Origin of the sequence: Bradyrhizobium diazoefficiens, assembly GCF_016616235.1 — a bacterium.
Lineage (GTDB): Bacteria > Pseudomonadota > Alphaproteobacteria > Rhizobiales > Xanthobacteraceae > Bradyrhizobium > Bradyrhizobium diazoefficiens_H.
In genome coordinates this window covers 2,534,919-2,551,577 of record NZ_CP067100.1, presented here as the reverse complement: position 1 = coordinate 2,551,577, position 16,659 = coordinate 2,534,919, and the positions used below count along the sequence as shown (strand labels likewise).

13 protein-coding genes and 1 pseudogene are annotated in these 16,659 nt (G+C 61.6%); 13 read left to right on the top strand and 1 reads right to left on the bottom strand.

Features of this window, described 5'->3' with window-relative positions:
* Window positions 1-3 precede the first annotated feature (3 nt).
* The 5 genes and pseudogenes from JJB99_RS12040 to JJB99_RS36765 form a co-directional block, all read left to right on the top strand.
* Window positions 4-1,419, top strand: coding sequence for a cytochrome ubiquinol oxidase subunit I (locus JJB99_RS12040; protein WP_200498967.1), 1,416 nt, complete (start codon window positions 4-6; stop codon window positions 1,417-1,419).
* A gap of 2 nt (window positions 1,420-1,421) precedes the next feature.
* Window positions 1,422-2,408 (top strand): cytochrome d ubiquinol oxidase subunit II, encoded by a 987-nt coding sequence (gene cydB, locus JJB99_RS12035; RefSeq protein ID WP_200498966.1) that lies wholly within the window; start codon window positions 1,422-1,424, stop codon window positions 2,406-2,408.
* 91 nt (window positions 2,409-2,499) lie between these two features.
* Window positions 2,500-4,155 (top strand): NAD-dependent malic enzyme, encoded by a 1,656-nt coding sequence (locus JJB99_RS12030; protein WP_200498965.1) that lies wholly within the window; start codon window positions 2,500-2,502, stop codon window positions 4,153-4,155.
* 5 nt (window positions 4,156-4,160) lie between these two features.
* Complete coding sequence (locus JJB99_RS12025) at window positions 4,161-5,570, top strand: NAD(P)/FAD-dependent oxidoreductase (RefSeq protein ID WP_200498964.1); 1,410 nt, start codon at window positions 4,161-4,163, stop codon at window positions 5,568-5,570.
* Between the two features lie 226 nt (window positions 5,571-5,796).
* Window positions 5,797-6,018 (top strand): annotated as a pseudogene (locus tag JJB99_RS36765) (biotin/lipoyl-binding protein); the annotation flags it as partial.
* On the opposite strand, the gene JJB99_RS36200 reads toward JJB99_RS36765, so the two are convergent.
* On the bottom strand, window positions 5,977-6,411 hold the full coding sequence (locus JJB99_RS36200; RefSeq protein WP_246775209.1) for a hypothetical protein: 435 nt from the start codon (window positions 6,409-6,411) through the stop codon (window positions 5,977-5,979). The pseudogene JJB99_RS36765 and the gene JJB99_RS36200 sit on opposite strands and share 42 nt — an antisense overlap.
* On the opposite strand from JJB99_RS36200, the gene JJB99_RS36195 reads away from it, so the two are divergent.
* From JJB99_RS36195 to JJB99_RS11985, 8 genes are all read left to right on the top strand, one after another.
* Window positions 6,410-6,685, top strand: coding sequence for an HlyD family secretion protein (locus JJB99_RS36195; protein ID WP_246775208.1), 276 nt, complete (start codon window positions 6,410-6,412; stop codon window positions 6,683-6,685). The two genes, JJB99_RS36200 and JJB99_RS36195, sit on opposite strands and share 2 nt — an antisense overlap.
* Window positions 6,686-6,997: 312 nt before the next feature.
* Window positions 6,998-7,555, top strand: a complete 558-nt coding sequence (locus JJB99_RS12015) for an NADPH-dependent FMN reductase (protein WP_200498963.1) — start codon at window positions 6,998-7,000, stop codon at window positions 7,553-7,555.
* A gap of 21 nt (window positions 7,556-7,576) precedes the next feature.
* Window positions 7,577-8,455: an NAD(P)-dependent oxidoreductase gene (locus tag JJB99_RS12010; RefSeq protein ID WP_200498962.1), complete on the top strand. Its 879-nt coding sequence runs from the start codon at window positions 7,577-7,579 to the stop codon at window positions 8,453-8,455.
* Between the two features lie 308 nt (window positions 8,456-8,763).
* Window positions 8,764-9,228, top strand: a complete 465-nt coding sequence (locus JJB99_RS12005) for a DUF2231 domain-containing protein (protein WP_246775207.1) — start codon at window positions 8,764-8,766, stop codon at window positions 9,226-9,228.
* A complete protein-coding gene (locus JJB99_RS12000; RefSeq protein ID WP_200498961.1) occupies window positions 9,228-10,586 on the top strand; it encodes a PQQ-dependent sugar dehydrogenase in 1,359 nt (452 codons plus the stop codon). The genes JJB99_RS12005 and JJB99_RS12000 overlap by 1 nt, the downstream gene beginning before the upstream one ends.
* Window positions 10,587-10,861: 275 nt before the next feature.
* On the top strand, window positions 10,862-11,275 hold the full coding sequence (locus JJB99_RS11995; RefSeq protein WP_200498960.1) for a hypothetical protein: 414 nt from the start codon (window positions 10,862-10,864) through the stop codon (window positions 11,273-11,275).
* A 985-nt stretch (window positions 11,276-12,260) separates the two neighbouring features.
* Window positions 12,261-13,442: an efflux RND transporter periplasmic adaptor subunit gene (locus JJB99_RS11990; RefSeq protein WP_200498959.1), complete on the top strand. Its 1,182-nt coding sequence runs from the start codon at window positions 12,261-12,263 to the stop codon at window positions 13,440-13,442.
* Window positions 13,439-16,549 (top strand): efflux RND transporter permease subunit, encoded by a 3,111-nt coding sequence (locus JJB99_RS11985; protein WP_200498958.1) that lies wholly within the window; start codon window positions 13,439-13,441, stop codon window positions 16,547-16,549. Before JJB99_RS11990 ends, JJB99_RS11985 begins: the two co-directional genes overlap by 4 nt.
* Window positions 16,550-16,659: the final 110 nt, after the last annotated feature.

The following is a 16,659-nucleotide window of genomic DNA, read 5'->3' as shown; positions in this document are numbered from 1 at the left end:
ATCATGGAGATCACGGCGCTTCTTCTGTCGCGACTGCAGTTCGCGTTCACCGTTTCGTTTCACATCGTCTTTCCGTCCTTCACGATCGGCCTGGCAGCGTGGCTCACTGTCCTGGAGGCCCTTCATCTCGCGACGGGGCGCCCGGCGTACCGCGTGCTGTTCGACTTCTGGCTCAAGATCTTCGCAGTGGCTTTCGGACTCGGCGTGGTCTCGGGGGTCGTCATGGCCTTCGAGATAGGCACCAACTGGAGCGACTTTTCACGGATGACGGGACCGATCCAGGGGGTGCTTCTCTCGTATGAAACATTCACTGCTTTTGCGCTAGAGGCGGGTTTCCTCGGCGTACTTCTGTTCGGCCGACCGAAAGTCCCTCCGTGGTTCTACCTGTTTTCGACCGCAATGGTCGCCCTCGGCACCACGCTGTCGGCGTTCTGGATCATGATCAACAACAGTTGGATGCAAGTTCCGGTCGGGTATGTCGTCGAGAACGGAATGTTCGCGCCAAACGATTGGGCCAAGATCATCTTCAATTCGGTGGTCTGGTCGCGCTTTCCGCACATGCTTCTGGCAGCTTACCTGACCGGCGCATTCTGCGTGGCTGCGACGGGCGCCTGGTATTTGCTGCGGGGAATGTTTATCGCCGAAGCAAAAATTATGCTGCGTATGGGCTTGTATCTCGCGGCCGTGCTCGTTCCCGTCCAGATCATCTTCGGTCACCTCAACGGTGAATACGTTGTCCGCTACCAGCCCGCGAAGATGGCCGCCATCGAGGCGCGATGGCACAATGAACAGCCGGCATCCGAAGTGCTGCTCGCGTGGCCGGATGTCGCAAATCGGCGCAACCTTTTCGCGATCACTTTGCCCCCGCCTTGGGGCAGCTTGATCGACTCTGATAGCCTCGACGCCGCGGAAGTCGGGCTCGACAGCATTCCCGAGAGCGATTGGCCGCCGATACTCATTCCTTTCTTCAGCTTCCGGATCATGGTCGGCTGCGGCGTCCTTATGTTGGTTCTGGCCTGGGTCGGAACATATCTGAGCCGCAAAGGGCATCTGGCGCGGAACCGGACGGTGCTCTGGGCAACGTTTCTCAGCTTTCCTCTGCCTTTCGTCGCCACCTTGACCGGCTGGTTCACGGCGGAGGTAGGACGTCAGCCCTGGGTGGTCTACGGCGTGCTGAGAACCGCGGATGCAATGACGCCCTTCCTCACGACGGGCACGGCAATCATTTCGCTCATCCTTTTTTGTGCGATCTACACTTTCATCTTCGCGTTCGGCATCTTCTACATCTACCGGCTGCTGCGTGCAGGACCGGTCGGTCGCCTCCTGCCGCCAACAGCCGTTCTTCCTAATCGGCCTCTGTCGGTCGTCGGCGAGCCGGATGCGGCAGCAGCCCTCGTTCGCCTTCCGGCCGGAGAATAGCCATGGTCATGTTCTGGGTGACGATCCTTGCGGTCAGCATTTTACTTTATGTCTTGCTGGACGGGTTCGATCTGGGCGTCGGCATGCTGTTCGGGTTGGCTCCCGACGAGCCGCGAAGGCACGCCATGATAAGCGCGGTGGCGCCGGTTTGGGACGGCAACGAGACCTGGCTCGTCGTCTCGGGCGTGATCCTCTGGGGAGCGTTTCCGGTTGTCTATTCTGTGCTGATGTCGGCGTTTTATCTCCCGGTTCTGCTGATGTTGGCGGGTCTGATCCTGCGTGGCGTGGCGTTCGAGTTTCGCCACAAGGCGGTGCAGATGCGGTGGATCTGGAACGCAAGCTTTGTGGGAGGCTCGCTTGTCGCAACATTCATGCAGGGCTTGATGGTGGGCGCTCTTGTGCAGGGTCTGCCGGTCTCCGGCGACAGGTATGCTGGCGGCGAATTCGGATGGTTCAGTCCCTTTGCGATTGCGTGCGGCATTGGCCTGTGTGTCGGCTATGCGCTGCTCGGCGCCTGCTGGCTTGTGCGAAAATGCGAGGACGAGGTCCGCGACCAGGCCTATCGCCTAATTCCCTATCTGGCAGCCGCGTTGCTCGTCTTCTTGATCGTCGTGTTCGCCTACGCGTTAGCCGGAGATTTTGCAGTGATGACGCGTTGGCTTGACCGGCCATCCCTGTTCGTCTTCCCGGTGATTGGCATGTTGGCCGCGATCACGCTTGCCGCCAGCGTTCATCGCCATCAGGACGCGCTCCCCTTCCCCATGGTCGCTCTCATCTTTGTGGCCGCGTTCGGCACGCTGGCGATCTCGTTCTGGCCCTACATGATTCCGTTCTCGATCACGATCGAACAGGCGGCCGCCCCTCATTCGAGCCTTGCTTTCATGTTCTGGGGAGAGGGGCTCTTCGTATTCCCCCTCATGCTGCTCTACACCGTGATCAGCCTGACCGTGTTCAGAGGCAAAGTCGCAGCTTCAACAGACCATTACTAGGCGGGCGGGCCTCGCAAGCTTCGCCCTTCCACCAATTTGCGGCCCTCAGGCGCGGCCATCTCGAGACTACACAAAACGGAGCGATCAGAAGATGACCACACCCATCAGCAAAAAAATCGAACCGGCCCTCGGCCACCTCACCAGCTACCAGTTGCTGCATGATCCGCGCCTAAACAGGGGCACCGCCTTCACCGAGGCTGAGCGCCGCGCCTGGGGTCTCGAAGGTCTGCTGCCCCCCGCCGTCACCAATATCGAATTGCAGGTATCACGCCGGCACGCCGAGATCGCCGCGCTCGACAATGATCTCCTGAAATACCTTGTGCTGTCGGATCTGCAGGCGCGCAACGAGACGCTCTACTACGCGACGCTGATGTCGGACCCCGCCACCTATATGCCGCTGGTCTACACGCCGACCGTCGGCGAAGCCTGCCAGAAGTTCGGGCACATCTTCCGTCAGCCGCGCGGCATGTATCTACCGATCAGCGCGCGCGGTCGGGTCAAGGAATTGCTCTCCAACTGGCCGGAAAAGGACGTGCGCTTCATCGTCGTCACTGACGGTGAGCGCATCCTCGGTCTGGGCGATCTCGGCGCCGGCGGCATGGGCATTCCGATCGGCAAGCTCGCGCTCTATACCGCCTGCGCCGGCGTGCCACCGCAAGGCTGCCTGCCGGTCGTTCTCGATGTCGGCACGAACAATCAGAATTTGCTCGATGACCCGCTCTATCTCGGGCTGCGACGGCAGCGCGAGCGCGGCGACACCTACATGGCCTTTGTCGACGAGTTCGTAACGGTCGTGCAGCAGCTCTACCCGAAATGCTGTATCCAGTGGGAGGATTTCGCCAACACCAATGCCGTGCCGATTCTCGCGCGCTACCGCGACAAGATCTGCACCTTCAATGACGACATCCAGGGTACTGCCGGGGTGGCGTTGGCCGGCATCCTCGCCGCCTCCCGCCTCACCGGGAAGAAGCTAGCCGAGCAGCGATTCCTGTTTCTCGGTGCGGGATCGGCTGCAACCGGCATCGCCGAGCTGATCAGCCTCGCGATGACGCGCGAGGGCATGGATCCCGCCGAGGCGCGGCGGCGCAACGCGCTGTTCGACGTGCACGGGCTGCTGGTGACCTCGCGCACCGATTTGGCCGAATTTCAGAAGCCGTTCGCCCAGGACCGGGCCCCCGTCTCCACTTTCGCCGAGGCTGTCGAGTCGGGGCGACCGACCGGCATCATCGGGGTCAGCGCTGTTCCGAAACTGTTCAATCAGGCGGTGATCGGCGCGATGGCGCGCGTCAACGAGCGGCCGATCATCTTCCCCTATTCGAACCCGACCTCGCGCTCCGAGTGCACGGCCGAGGAGGCTTATCGCTGGTCGGACGGGCGGGCCATTTTTGCCAGCGGCAGCCCGTTCCCGCCGGTGGAGATCGCCGGCCGGCGCTTCGTCCCAGGCCAAGGCAACAACGTCTACATCTTCCCGGCGCTGGGCATGGCGGTGTTTGCCACGGAGGCGACCCGGGTGACGGACGAGATGTTCCTAGTCGCTGCGCAAGCCGTCGCCGAGCAGGTCACCGAAGAGAACCTCTCGGTCGGACTGATCTATCCGCCGCAGAGCCGTATCCTCGAAGCATCGCTCCATGTCGCGGAGCGGGTCGCGGCCTGCATTTTCGACCAGGGGCTCGCCGGCGTGAAGCGACCTGACGATATCAGCGCGCTGATCCGCAGCCGCATCTACCGTCCCGGCTATCTGGGGTGATGCGGATGGCCGACGTGTTGCAACGCGATCCCGATCAGGACTTAACTCGTGCAAATCCGCGTTCTGAGGCGGCGACGCTGCACCTTGGCGACCGCGTTGCCGACAAGGCGCTGCACCGCATCGTCGTTGTGGGCGGCGGTGCAGCAGGGCTCGAGCTCGTCACCCGGCTCGGCGATCGCCTCGGCCGCAAATCACGGGCGTCCATTACCCTGGTGGAGTCGGCCCGGACCCATCTCTGGAAACCGCTTCTGCACGCGGTGGCGGCAGGAAGCATTGATCCCGGCGAATACGAGGTGAACTATCTCGCGCAGGCGCATTGGCACGGCTTCAGATATCACTTCGGCGAGATGATCGGGCTTGATCGCACCAGCAAGGAAGTGCATCTCGCCGCCACCTTCGACGACGAGGGGCGCCAGATCACGCCGCCGCGCGCGGTCGGATACGACACATTGGTGATCGCGATCGGCAGCGTGACCAACGATTTCGGGACGCCAGGCGTTGCAGAATATGCTATTCCGCTTGAAACCCCCGCACAGGCCGAACGGTTCAACCGGCGACTTGTCAACGCCTGCCTGCGCGCGCAAACACAGCCGGGCCCGGTGCGGCCGGGCCAGCTTCACGTGGCGGTGGTCGGGGCTGGCGCGACCGGCACCGAATTGGCCGCTGAGCTCCATCGTACCACGCGCGAGGTGGTCGCCTACGGCCTTGACCACATCGATCCGGAGCGCGACATCCGTGTGGTGTTGATCGAGGCCGCGCCGCGCATCCTACCTGGCCTGCCGGAGCGAATCTCCGATGCCACGCGCCGCCTGCTCGACCAGATCGGTGTCAAGGTCCGCACCGGCGCGAGAGTCAAGGAGGTGACGCCGGAGGGTGTCACGCTCACCGACAGCTCGTTCATCGCCTCGGAGCTCGTCGTATGGGCGGCGGGGGTCAAGGCACCGGAGGTACTGGGCCGGCTCGACGGCCTCGAGAACAATCGCATCAATCAGCTCGTCGTCAAGCCGACACTGCAGACGACGCGCGATCCCGCAATCTTCGCAATCGGCGACTGCGCGGCTTGTCCGCGCCCGGGCGCATCCACCGCGGTCCCACCGCGGGCGCAGGCCGCGCATCAGGAAGCGGCGCATATGGTGCGCCAGATCGAGCGGCGGCTGAGCGGGCAGCGGCTGCAGCCGTACAAATACCGCGACTTCGGCTCGCTGGTTTCGCTCGGCAGATGGAGCACGGTCGGAAACCTGATGGGCTTCCTCTACGGCCGCGGCATCTTCGTCGCGGGCCTGTTTGCCCGGGTCATGTATCTCTCGCTGCGCATCATGCATGAGGGCGCGCTGGGTGGCACCTCGCGGGCACTGCTCGCTTTCGTCGCCCGCGCTCTGACGCGTCGGACCGGCCCTCCGGTAAAGCTGCATTGATTTCGCAGCTCTCGGGGCAATGATCCACGAACTCCGAAATCGCCTCTACACGAAAGTCATCCCAAGGGACGAAGCAAACGGGCCGGAACGCTTGGTGTCTACGTTGCGCCGATCGCAGTGATCGCGCTCATCATCGCATGCGGAGCTCACGATATCCGATGCTGAACCCAAATCGGAGAACAAAAGGGCCGATCTCTGCGTCGGCTTCGCGAACCCGGCAACTCCAATGACGAAGACATCGTTTCGATTGGTTCCGCCGTTGCTGACGCTCGCGGCCACCGGGCTTGCCGTGGTGCTCGGCTGGGCAATGTGGGAATCATATATGGGGACGCCCTGGACACGCGACGGTACCGTTCGCACCTATGTCGTGACCATCGCGCCGGAGGTAGATGGGCGTATTGTTCAGCTAACCGTGGGCGACAATCAGTTCGTGCACAAGGGCGATTTGCTGCTGGTGATCGATCCGACGAACTACAGGATCGCGCTCCAGTTGGCTGAAGCAGCTGTCGCGCAGGCTCGGGCCGCGGCCCAGAATGCGCAGCGACAGGCAGCGCGGCGCCGCATGATGACCGATCTGGCGGAGACCGTTGAAGACAGACAGACCTATGAGGCCAATGCCGCCGTGGCTCAGGCGCAATACCAGCAGGCTGTCGCCAGCCGCGATCAGGCAAAGATCAATCTGGAGCGCACCGAGGTCCGTTCTCCGGTGAATGGGTGGGTGACCAATCTCTTGGCGCGGCTTGGTGACTACGCCGGCGTTGGACGGAACACGATCTCGGTCGTCGACGGCGAATTCCTTCTGGGTGGATGCATATTTCGAGGAAACGCAGCTTGCGCTCATGCACGAAGGCGATCCTGCCAGTATCAAGTTGATGGGCTACAGGCAGGTCGTACACGGCGAAGTCGGGGGCGTGGCGCGCGGCATCAACATCGCCAACGCGCAATCCGACCCGCAAGGGCTAGCTACGGTGAATCCGATTTTCACCTGGGTACGCCTCGCTCAACGCATACCTGTGCGCATCCGGATCGATCAGGTACCTGCGGGAGTTCGGCTGGTCGCCGGCATGACGGCAACCGTCCAGATCGACCCGCGGAATGAGCCACGCAGGAACTGAGCACGGGCTCATCGCACGGACTTCGGTTGCGCAACGCCCACGTCTGCAAGTGCCCGGCGAAGCACGCACCATAGACGCTCGGCCCAGCCGCCGAGTTAAACAAGCGCAAGATCTCGCCCAATGCGGCAATAGGTGCAAAGCCCCGCCTTCCCGGCGCTGCTAGATCAGAGGCGCCTGGTGACCCCATCCTCCCCCAAACCAGGTTCGCTGCGGCCGTCCATTCGTCCCTAAGTGGACGGCCGCTTTCTTTTTGTTGCCGAACGCGCGCTCCGCGTGCCGCCGGCCGGTCGACTGCTCCAATGGAGTGCCAAGATGCATGACATTACAAGACCAACCCGCCTTGTTGGCCTATGTGGGAGCTTGCGCGAAGCCTCCTATTCACGTGCGACCCTGTCGGGCCTGCGTGACAATCTTCCGCTGTCGGTTGACCTTGAAATCTGCGATCTGCAGCTTCCGCTCTATAACGAGGATGAGGATCGAGCCGATGGACCGGAGCAAGTGCGGCTCTTTCGAAAGGCCATTGGTGCCAGCGACGGCGTTGTCATCGTGACGCCGGAGTACAATCACGGCATTCCGGGCGTGTTGAAAAATGCCCTGGATTGGGCCTCACGCCCATTTGGAAAGTCCGGGCTGATCGATAAGCCGGTGCTGGTCATAACGGTCTCGCCTGCCTTTACTGGCGGAGTCCGAGCCCATGCGCAGGTCAACGAGACGCTCCTCTCGATTCCTGCCCGCATCCTAGCCGGGCCCCAGATCGTCCTCGCCGGCATTGCAACAAAGGTCAAGGACGGCATTGTTGATCCCCCTTACCTGGCCTTCACTCTGGAAGCGATCGATCGGCTGGTCGCCATGTCACGACAACGGACGTGACCGAGTGTAGGAGATTGCAAGATGAAAATCGGCGTTATAGGGCTCGGCCAGATGGGCCGCGGACTGGTCCTGTCACTCCTGCGGGCCGGCCATGATGTCACGGTCTACAACCGCACGGCAGCAAAGGCCGGCGAATTGCTCAAAAAGGGCGCTGTTTCGGCGCCGCGCATATCTGACGCGTGTAGCGGCGATGTCGTCATGACCATACTGGCCAATGATGCGGCGGTTGAGAGCGTCGTTTATAGCGCCGACGGGCTGCTCGCGAGCCTTCCTAAGGGTCGGGTCCATATCTCCTCGAGTACGATTAGCGTGGCCCTTTCAGAGCGCCTTGCGGCTGATCACGCGAAGGCCGGCCAGCGGTTTGTCGCGGCTCCGGTGTTTGGGCGCCCAGATGTTGCAGCGGCCGGAGATCTCTCCGTCATTGTCGGTGGCGACCACGACGCGACCCAGGCTGCCGCACCTGTTTTCGATGCGATCGGGAAGAAGACATTCGTGATTTCCGACAAGCCCAAAGCCGCCAATCTCGTCAAGCTCAGCGGCAACTTCCTCATTGCGTCCGTCATCGAGTCATTGGGCGAGGCCGTCGCGCTTGTCGCCAAGGATGGCGTCGACCGCCAAGCATATGTCGACATGCTGACGTCCACCCTCTTCGACGCGCCCGTCTACAAGACCTACGGCAAGCTGATCGTTGAGGGAAAGTTCGAGCCCGCTGGCTTTGCTGCGCCACTCGGTTACAAGGATATCCGGCTCGTGCTGGCCGCTGGCGACGATTTGCACGTGCCCATGCCGGTCGCAAGTGTGCTGCGCGATCGCTTCTTGACTTTGCTGGCTCACGGCGGTGACAAGCTCGACTGGTCTGCGGTCGGAGCATTGGCCAGCCGGGATTCCGGCACCTCTTGATCCCTTAGCGAACCAACAATCCATTCCGCGACTGGACGAGCCAGCACTGCACCGAGCCGCCTTGCAGCAATGAGCGTTGCTGCGCTCGATTGCCGCATCCGCATCAATGGCAAGAATGACGCAGCACGAGCAATTTGCGCCAAGCCGCGCCGTGCTCATCACCTATTATTCGGAAGCAAGAAGGCGTTCGCCGGGCGACACCGACGCCGCACACCGGTGAAGATGCGCGGCGCGGACGTCGCAGCGGGGCGCTGGCTGTTGCCGTAGTTCCTCGCGACCGCACCCGCGAACCATGAGGATGGAAAGAGATGCAGCACGCTACGATAACGGAAGCGAGTTTCAGGCCCGAAGCAGCCTCAGCCGTCCAGGCCGGAGTTCATCCGGTTCACCGGATCCTAACGCCGTTTCCCGTCGCCTATTTTACGGGAGCACTCGCAACGGATCTCGCCTATTGGCGGACTGCGGACGTGATGTGGGAAGATTTCTCGGCCTGGCTGATAACGGCCGGCCTGATCGTGGCCGGCCTGGCGCTATTCACCGCCGTGATCGAAGTTGCAACCGGCAGGCAAAGGGCAGCTTGGGCGCGCGTGATTGGCTATGTACTCGCAGTCCTCCTCGCGCTGGTGAATATCTTCGTCCACAGCCGCGACGCTTACACCGCCGTTGTGCCGACGGGCCTGATGCTCTCGGCGCTCGTCGTCATCATTCTGTTGGCCATGGCCCCAACTTGTTGGGTCCTGACCTCCCCTCGTCATGTTGGAGCAGACACGTGATGCCGATCCTCAAGACTGCCCGCGCGGCGAACCTGCCGCGTCTTGCCACCGTCTTTGTCGCCGTTGCCGGCCTGGGGCTCGCGAGCTGCGAAGACAGCGGCGGCGACCCACGAAGCCAAATCGGCGCGCATCCCACGCTGCCTGCCCTGCAGCAATATGTGGTGCCGCCAATCCGGATTGCGGAGCCGGTCGGGTGGGGAAACGATGTAAAGCCGACCGTGCCGCAGGATTTGCAGGCCCAGGCAATAGCCACCGGCCTGGCGCATCCGCGCTCGCTTTATGTGCTCCCGAACGGCGACGTGCTCGTGGTTGAGAGCAACGGCCCGAAGGCGCCGATTTACCGTCCCAAGGACATTGTCACTAGCTGGGTAAAGTGGTTCGCCGGCGCCTCAGCAAAGGACGCAAACCGCATCACGCTGCTGCGCGATACAAATGGCGATGGCATTCCCGAAGTCCGGACCGTCTTTCTGGACCATCTGAATTCTCCTTTTGGCGTCGCGCTCGTCGGTAACGACCTTTACATCGCCAATACCGATGCCATCGTCCGCTATCCCTACCAGGAAGGACAGACCAGCATCACGGCCGCGCCGACCAAGCTGACTGACCTTCCCGGCGGTCCGATCGATCATCACTGGACGAAGCCGCTGTTAGCAAGTCCGGATGGCTCGAAGCTTTATGTCGGGATTGGCTCCAACAGCAACATCACCGAAAACGGGATCGGAGCCGAATATGAGCGGGCCGCGATCTGGGAGGTCGACCGTGCATCCGGCGCCCATCGCATTTTCGCCAGCGGAACGCGCAACCCGACCGGCCTTCAGTGGGAGCCCGAAACTGGCAAACTCTGGGCCATCGTCAACGAGCGCGACGAGATCGGACCAGACCTGGTCCCGGACTATCTGACCGCGGTGCAGGACAGAGGCTTCTATGGCTGGCCCTACAGCTATTACGGCAAGCACCTGGACCCGCGAGTTCAGCCACAGCGCCCGGATCTGGTGGCCACAGCGATTGTGCCGGACTACGCTCTAAGCTCCCATGTGGCGCCACTCGGCTTGGCAATGTACTCGGGCGGCGATCTCCCTGCCAACTATCGAAGCGGTGCCTTCGTCGGCGAACACGGAAGCTGGGATCGAACTCCACTCAACGGCTATAAGGTCGTCTTCGTGCCGTTTACCGGCGGAAAGCCCAGCGGGCCGGCGCGGGATGTCGTCACAGGATTCCTTGATGAAAACAATCACGCCCGCGGCCGGCCCGTTGGTCTCGCGATCGATCGCGCCGGCAGATTGCTGATCGCCGACGACGTCGGAAACACCGTTTGGCGCATATCGTCAGTTCGCCCAGGCCCCAAGCCAGCCACTTAGCAGCAGACACTTCCACGCTGCGGCGCCAGCCGAGAAATCGATTCAAGACCCGGCATGCGCCGGGTCTTTGTCGTTGCGTCTATCTGGATGCATGCACCACGCTTCCGTCCTGCTCGAGGGCGCGTTTCGTTCAGCCCGATGAACGCAAGTATAGTGGAGACGCCCGTGAAGCGTGCCCATCTCCCGCCTGTCGCGACGCTCGTGGCCTTCCGCGGCCATGCCGGCCGCGGACAATGACTGTGGGCGGACAACCGCCCGGTTGAAAGGAGAATGTCATGAGAAGACGAATGACGATGATTATGGCAACTGCGCTGCTCGCCGGCAGCCTTGTGGCCACTGCTGCGCAGGCGCGCGGTGGTGGTGGTGGTGGTGGCGGCGGCGGGGGACACGGCGGCGGTGGCGGATTTGGCGGAGGAGGCCATATGGGCGGCGGCTTCGGCGGCGGAGGCCATATCGGTGGGTTTGGCGGAGGTCACATGGGCGGCTTTGGTGGAGCCCACATCGGCGGGTTTGGCGGGACTCACTTTGGAAGTCACGTCGGTGGCTTTGGCTCAGGTCACATGGCGCATGTAGGTCGCGCCCATTTCGGACGACGCCGTTACGCTCACGGCTTTTACGACTATGGCCTCGATTGCCCATATTACCGGCCGTACGCCAGGCGATACTCCTGCAACTACGACTACTACTGATCGGTTGACCGGCTCGACGCGACAGCAGACCGCAATGAGGAATTTCATTGCGGTCTCTCTGGACCTTTTTCAGCCAGACTCTCGGTCGCAGGGGCCGAGCAAACAGCATAGGCGTATTCCACGCTCGCGGCCCTTCGATACCGAAGTACATACGAAGATACCAAGTTGCGATACCGCCAAACCCGAGTGCAATAACGACGACCAAGCGGTCTCCGTTACTCTCGCACCTGATGACTGGTCTTCCAAAGCTGGTCGCTTCGGTGCTCGCCCCAAAGACGCGGCTGAAACGGAGAATACGAATGAGATCCTCTCTGATTGCCTCCGTGCTTCCGGCACTCCTTTTCTGCAACGTTGCCATCGCGCAGGGAATTCCGGCGCCAACCCAGAGCCTGAGCCCGACGTCGCCGCTTGGCCTGGGAACGGGTTCGACGGTTTCCCCGACCATTCCTCTCGGCGCCACCGAACTCGCGTCCCCCGGAATCAGTCCAGCTCCCACAGGCGTAACCGGCACAATCGCTATGCCGGGCAGCACCACCTCATGTTCGACGGCGGGGACCTCACCGTCGACGATGTCCGGATCGACCTCCACTTACGACGGCGGCGGATTGGCTGTTGGCGGTGCAACGCCGGCCGCCGCCGCACCGTCTGGAATGTCGACATCGGTGATCTGCAGCTCCGCCTCGGGAAGCGCCGCAGCATCGTCGGCTCCAACGCCAATGTCGCCCACAACGACGGGAGGCGTCGCTCAAACCGGCGTTCCGTTGGGATCCACGGAGATCGGCAATCTCGGTGTCAGCTCTGCAGCACCAGTGCCGACAATAGGAGTCTCGCCCATCACGGGTAGCGTGGCGTCCGGCGTGGCCCCAACAGCCCCTTCTGTGTCGTCGCCACCCTAGGCCTCAACTACCCCGACAACCGGCACGATCGGAACGTCAATCCTTCCAGGCCAGTGAGACTGATCTCCCATTCGCAAATGAGAGCAAGCATGAACAAGAAGGTTATCGTTCCCGCTGCCTTGCTGCTCGCCGCCGTTGCGGCCGGCGGCATCCTCTTCTTCACACGCGCTGACCCAGTCGAGGCTACCGCCACTCCCGCGGCTCCGCCCGCGGTGCCCGTCGTCGGCGGCGTAGTCGCCCAGCATGATGTTCCGATCTATCTAAGCGGCGTCGGGACCGTGATCGCGTACAACACCGACGTCGTGCGTGCTCAGATCCAAGGAGAACTCGTCAGCATCAACTTCACAGAAGGCCAAGCTGTTCATGCCGGCGATCTGCTCGCGCAGATCGACCCGCGTCCTTACCAGGCGATGGTGGAGCAGTACACGGGTAACCTACAGCGGGATGAGGCGCAGCTTGCAAACGCCCAGGCAAACCTCATCCGCTACAACGCGTTGGGCAAGAACGGCTGGGCCACGCCGCAACTGATTGAAACTCAAAAGGCGCAGGTCCGCCAACTCCAGGCGGCCATCAAAACCGATCAAGCGTTGATCGATGCCGCGAACGTGCAACTCGGCTACACCCGCCTCACCTCCCCGATCGACGGTGTCGTCGGGATACGTCAGATAGACGTCGGCAACATCATCAGCCCGTCCACCACGAATGGACTCGTCGTCGTCACCCAAATCAATCCGATCTCGCTGATCTTCACGCTTCCCGAGACTGTTCTCCCGCAAATCCAGCAGCAACAGCAAAGGACCAACGCCCCGCTCCCGGTCCTAGCCTACAGCCAGGACAATACAATCCTGCTCGACCAAGGCTTCCTTGGTCTTATCAACAACGAGATCCTGCAGACAACGGGTTCGATTCAACTCAAAGCGAATTTTGCCAACCAATCGCACCGGCTCTGGCCGGGCCAACTCGTCAATGCCCGACTACTCGTCGATACGAGACACAATGGCCTGACCGTTGCCGCCTCGGCCGTTCAGCAGGGGCCGAATGGAGCCTATGTCTACGCCATCAATCCCGACAGCACGGTCCAGATCCGGCCGGTCAAGGTCACGCAGATCGGCGGCGGCCAGGCGCTCATCGATGCCGGTCTTACGGCAAACGAGCAGGTCGTGGTCGACGGACAATACAGGCTGCAACCGGGCACGCGTGTTACGCTGCTGCACGGAACGGCGGCGGATGAGGCCATCGCACAGACCGCCCAACAGGCGCCGATTCCATGAACATATCCGCGCCGTTCATCCATCGGCCGATCGCTACCGCTCTTCTGATGGTCGGATTGCTGGTCGGAGGCCTGGTGAGCTACCCACTCTTGCCGGTGGCCTCACTGCCCAACGTCAATTTCCCGACCCTCCAGGTCACGGCGCGATTGCCAGGCGCTGATCCGCAGACAATGGCATCTTCAGTGGCGACGCCGCTCGAACTGCAGTTCGGTCAGATCCCGGGCCTCACCCAAATGACGTCGGCGAGTGCGCTTGGCTTTGTCCAGGTCACGCTGCAGTTCGATTTGAGCCGGGCCATCGATGGAGCAGTGAGCGACACGCTCTCGGCTATCAACGCTGCGCAAGCGCAGCTACCCCTGAACATGCCGTATCCGCCCACGATCCGTAAGGTGAATCCAGCCGACACGCCAATCCTGGTACTCGCCTTGACCTCTGACAGCCTGCCGCTGACGACAGTTGACGCCTATGCAGAAAACATCCTGCTGCAAAAGATCTCGCAAATATCTGGCGTTGGTCTCGTGGGTATTGCAGGTCAGCAGAAGCCCGCGATTCGCGTGCAGCTCGATCCGCAGGCGCTCGCTGCTCGCGGCATCAGCCTTGAGGACGTACGCACGGTACTGGGACAGGCCAACGTCGACTTGCCCAAAGGCACCCTCAACAGCCCGCGCCTGACCTACACGCTCAATACCAACGATCAGCTGCTCAAGGCCGACGACTACGCCAATCTGATCCTCGCCTATCGCAATGGAGCGACGGTTCGTGTTCGTGACGTCGGCCGCGTGATCAGCGCGGCCGAGAACGACTTGATCGCAGGCTGGTACAACCAGGACCGGGCGATCATCCTGCCGATCCAGCGCCAGCCTGGCGCCAACGTCATCGCGACCGTCGAGAACATTAAGAACATGATGCCGACCCTCCAGGCCTCGATCCCGCCGGCCATCAAAGTCAGTATCATTACCGATCGGACCGAAACCATCCGTGCCTCGGTGAGCGACGTCCAGTTCACGTTGCTGCTCACCATCGCGCTGGTGGTGATGGTAATATTCGTGTTCCTGCGCAATTTTTGGGCGACGATCATTCCGGCAGTGACGGTGCCGCTCTCGCTGGTCGGCAGCTTCGCGGTGCTCTATGAGCTTGGCTACAGCCTTGATAACCTCTCGCTGATGGCATTGTCGATCGCTGTCGGCTTCGTGGTCGACGATGCGGTCGTCGTGATCGAGAACATTGTGCGGCACATGGAGCTCGGCGCTTCGCCGTTCGAAGCGGCGGTGAAGGGTGCCGGCGAGATCGGCTTCACCATCGTATCGATTACGTTGTCGCTGATTGCCGTCTTCATTCCGCTGTTCCTGATGGGCGGATATGTTGGCCTGTTGTTCCGAGAGTTTGCGATCACGGTTAGCGCGGCTCTAGTGCTGTCGCTGCTGATCTCGCTGACGCTTACGCCAATGATGTGCGCATACCTACTCAAGCCAGAGAGCAAGGAGCACGGGCGGCTCTACCGGTTTTTCGAACGCGGCTTCGATGGCTTGCTCAACCTCTATGAGGCGGGCCTCAAGATCGTGCTGCGTCACCGGTTCATTACGCTGATGACCATGCTCGGCACCATCGCGTTGACCGGATATCTGTACGTCGTGATCCCCAAGGGCTTCTTTCCGCAGCAGGACACCGGATTGATCATCGGCCTGTCCGAGGCCGCACAGGATATCTCGTTCCAGGGGATGGCCGAGCGCCAGCAGGCGTTGCTAAACGCCGTAATGCAGGATCCCGCAGTCGCCGCGGTCGGGTCAGGCGTCGGAGCCGGCGGCGGCAACACGACAGTCAACAACGGCCGTGTTTACATTGCGCTCAAGCCCCAGAATCAGCGCGGCAGCATGGATCAAGTGATGGCGAGGTTGCGCACCAACCTCGCAAAGATCCCGGGGATCACGCTCTACATGCAGGCCGCGCAGGATATTACTATCGGCGGACGGATTTCGAAGACCCAGTATCAGTACACATTGGCGGATGCCGACCCGGGCGAGCTGAACCATTGGGCGGCGCTGTTCCTCGACCGGATAAAGGCTATTAAGGGTACCGCCGACGTCACCACGGATCAGCTCAATGCCGGACCGATGCTCGACATCTCGATCAAGCGCGACGTCGCCTCGAGCTACGGCATCCAGCCCTATGCAATCGACAACACCCTCTCCGATGCCTTCGGTCAGCGTATTGTCTCAACCATGTTTACGACCCTGAATCAGTATCACGTCGTCATGGAGGTTGATCCCAAGTTCCAGTATGGGCCCGAGGCCCTCAACGGCATCTATGTCAATTCATCGAGCGGCCAGCAGGTGCCCCTGTCCACCCTGGTCGATAGCGCCGTGACGGTCGCTCCGCTCGTTGTCAACCATCAAGGCCAATTTCCGTCGGTGACGATCTCGTTCAATCTGACACCGGGCACCGCGATCGGCCAGGCGGTCGGCGCGATCCAGCAGGCCGAAAAGGATTTGGGTAAGCCACTCTCGCTTCAGACGAGCTTCCAAGGCAATGCCCAGGCATTTGGCGCAGCTCTTTCGAGCACGCCGATCCTCATCATCGCCGCGCTCTTCGTCATCTACATCATCCTCGGCGTGCTCTATGAGAGCCTGATTCATCCGATCACCATCATCTCGACCCTGCCGTCGGCCGGCCTTGGTGCGCTGTTGCTCCTGATGGCGGTTCACTTCGATCTGAGCGTCATCGCGATCGTGGGCATCATCCTGCTTATCGGCATCGTCAAGAAGAATGGCATCATGCTGGTCGATTTTGCTCTCCACGTCGAACACGAACAAGGGTTGACTGCCGAGGAGTCCATTCATCAAGCCTGCATCATGCGTTTCAGGCCAATCCTGATGACCACGATGGCGGCGCTCCTTGGCGGCGTTCCGATGATGCTCGGCAGTGGGAACGGATCGGAGCTTCGCCAGCCGCTCGGCTATGCCATTGTCGGCGGCCTCGCTCTGTCGCAGTTGCTCACTCTCTATACGACGCCGGTCGTCTATATCTATCTGGATCGGCTGCAAACCAAGCTGTTTGGGGAGAGGAAGCCGGCCGCCGCAAACCGGCCTGCCCCCGCACCTGCTGAATGAACGATGATGATGAAAGGGCTTTGGTCTGTGAAACGCTCTCACTCTCAATCTCGTGGATCGCGGAAATCGCGTGCGGCCCATCGCTGCTTTCTAAATCCCGCCTGTTGCGC